The organism is Streptomyces sp. NPDC057963, from assembly GCF_042887155.1.
Lineage (GTDB): Bacteria > Actinomycetota > Actinomycetes > Streptomycetales > Streptomycetaceae > Streptomyces.
Map to the genome: position 1 here is coordinate 453,493 of NZ_JBHVPX010000003.1, position 2,683 is coordinate 456,175.

Annotated in this window: 2 protein-coding genes; one reads left to right on the top strand and one right to left on the bottom strand. The window is 69.6% G+C overall.

The genetic code is table 11. The features are described 5' to 3' along the window. Positions 1 to 841 precede the first annotated feature (841 nt). Positions 842 to 1,006 (bottom strand): hypothetical protein, encoded by a 165-nt coding sequence (locus tag ACFVT1_RS09020; protein WP_389793711.1) that lies wholly within the window; start codon positions 1,004 to 1,006, stop codon positions 842 to 844. A gap of 306 nt (positions 1,007 to 1,312) precedes the next feature. Here ACFVT1_RS09020 and ACFVT1_RS09025 point away from each other — a divergent pair, with 306 nt between their 5' ends. After that, on the top strand, positions 1,313 to 2,527 hold the full coding sequence (locus tag ACFVT1_RS09025; protein WP_389793712.1) for a beta-ketoacyl-[acyl-carrier-protein] synthase family protein: 1,215 nt from the start codon (positions 1,313 to 1,315) through the stop codon (positions 2,525 to 2,527). Positions 2,528 to 2,683 lie beyond the last annotated feature (156 nt).

Here is a 2,683-nt window from a genome sequence, read left to right on the forward strand (position 1 = left end):
GTGTGGGCGCCCCGCCCCCCCGCGGGCGGGCGCCCGCGCCCCCGCCGGGGGGGGGGGGGGCGCCCCCCCGGCCGGTTGGCGGCCGCGGACGGTCGACCCGTCGCAGCGGGTGCCGGAGAATCCGCACTCGATACAGGTGCGGCCTACGGCCACGCCAAGGGCGGCCAGTTGCCGGATCTGAGCTTCGACGCCGAACGGCCGCATTCACCTCCGCCGGGCAGCAAGCGGCTCCTGGTCGTCATGGATCTCGGCGGGCCGGCTCCGGCCCGATCCCGCCGCACCGCACTGACTCCACGTCGATTCGCAGTCGACCGGCCGTTGCTGGCACCGGCTCCGGCAGGGACCGGGGCGAGGACATGGCAGGGCCTTGTCCGAGTGCCCCTTTCCTCAGGAGTCGGATGCCGGGGTTCGCGGGCCGGGTACGCAGCCTGCTGTTTTCCGGCTGGGACAGATGGAGCGCCCCGACGAGTGCTTCGACGTCTGCTTCCAGTTGCCCGATCTGAACTGCGTCCGCGGCTCGGAGTTCCTTCCGTTTCGTGATCTGCCTTCGGAGTCGCTTCTCGGGGTCCGGCGTCGGGCCGCGTGCACGGACTCTGTCGTACAACTCGCCTCTGCGATCAAGGTGTTGCTGGGTGAGCACATTGCGCGGGACGCCGGCTCCGACGGCCGGAGCGACGGTCGTCCGGGCTCCCATCGCGAGTGCGAACGAAGCCCCCGGGCCGACGGGCGATGTGCCGGGCGAGGGATCTACGGAAGCGGGCCACGCCGATCGCTCGGCGTCGGTCGTTGAGGTTGGTCTCCTGCGGCCGGTCCAGACGCAGCGCCTGTTGACAGGCCAAGGTCACGAAGTCCTCGATGCGGGCTCGAAGAGCCTCATGTCCCAGGGGGCGCCGCCGGAGAAACGCGTGTGCCGGAAGGTGTGGCCGGCGAAGCCGAAGTGCAGTCTGTCGTCCGGCACGACCTTCTCCAGTATGCGGACGGCGGAGACGACCGGCTCGATCGCCACCCAGGGACCTCCCGCAGGGTGCCGGCGGAGTTGTGATTCCCGTCCTGGTCGCCGGCCCCCTTGACGGCACGTCCGTGGAAGACATGGCGCCCGGACGGCAGATCTGGACAGCACCCTGTGCTCAGGCCCATGACTACGGGCAGGAGGAGGCGTTCCGACGGTGCACTGGTTAATTGTAGAGACAGAACAATCCATCGCTTTCGAATCGGTCGACTCCTACCCCGATTTCCCCGATGAAGGCTGGCATGATCCCCATGAGGGCAAGTCAGGCGCTATGTAGTATCTACACAATTCAAGGAGGCTCGTGTGACCCGTAACGGTCGTGTGCTGGTGACAGGCGTCGGTGCGATGACGCCACTGGGAGCCGATGCGCCGTCGTCGTGGTCGGGGCTGCTGGACGGTAAGTCGGGGGTGCGCTTCCTGGAGGAGGAGTGGGCCGCGGACCTGCCCGTGCACGTTGCGGCCGGGTTCACAGTGGACCCTGCCTCCCTGCTTCCGAGGGTCGAGGCCAGGAAGCTGGACCGCGGTGAGCAGGCCGCCGTCCTCAGCGCGCGCGAAGCTTGGCAGGACGCCGGTGCTCCGCAGGTCGAGCCGGAACGGCTCGCCGTCGTCATTGGTACGGGGACCGGTGGTGTCCTCACCACGCTGGGGCAGGACGACGTCTTCGAACGCGCCGGGATTCGCCGGCTGTCGCCGTTCGCGGTCCCCATGCTGATGCCCAACGGGCCGGCTGCTTGGGTGAGCATGGACCTGGGCGCGAAGGGAGGCGCCAGGACTCCGGTGAGTGCCTGTGCCTCCGGGGCAGAGGCCCTCGCCCTGGGGCAGGATCTGATCCGCAGCGGGCGGGCGGACGTGGTCGTCGCAGGTGGGGTGGAGGCATGCCTGCACCCCTTCACCATCGCGGCATTCGCCCAGATGAAGGCCCTGTCGACGCAGTCCGTGGACCCAGAGACCGTGTCCCGCCCGTTCGACGTCAAGCGGTCCGGATTCGTTATGGGCGAGGGCGCGGGGATGATGGTGCTCGAACGCGCCGAGTTCGCCCGTGCCCGTGAAGCACGTGCCTACGGCACGCTGGCCGGCAGTTCCGTGAGTTCGAGCGCGAACCACATCACGGCCTCCGACGCGGAAGGCCAGGCCTACGCCATGGAACTGGCGCTGCGCGACGCCGGCCTGGCCCCGGCGGACATTGGGGTCGTGCACGCCCACGCCACCTCGACGGAGTCCGGTGACCTGGCGGAGGCCGAGGCGATCGGCCGGGTGATCGGCAGCCACGCTGCGGTGACGGCGACGAAGTCGATGACAGGCCACATGATGGGCGCGTCCGGAACGGTTGGCGCCATGGCCGCTCTGTTCGCGCTCAAGGACGGCACGGTGCCGGCCACGCGCAACCTCGACGAACTCGACCCGCGCGTGGAACTGGACGTGGTGCGCGGTGAGCGGCGCACCGGTCGGTGGTCCGCTGCGCTGGCCAACTCGTTCGGGTTCGGCGGACACAACGTCAGCCTCGTCTTCACCAAGTGACGACGAGACCTGGACCGCCACGCCGGGCGGCATGGGCCCCTCAAGCCCGGTTGCCGCCCACTCGTGGTGTCGTGGGGGGGGTGGGCCGCCCGGGCGGCCACAGCCGCGGGGGGGCACACCCACACTAGAACCGACAAAGAACCCAAGACGGAGAAA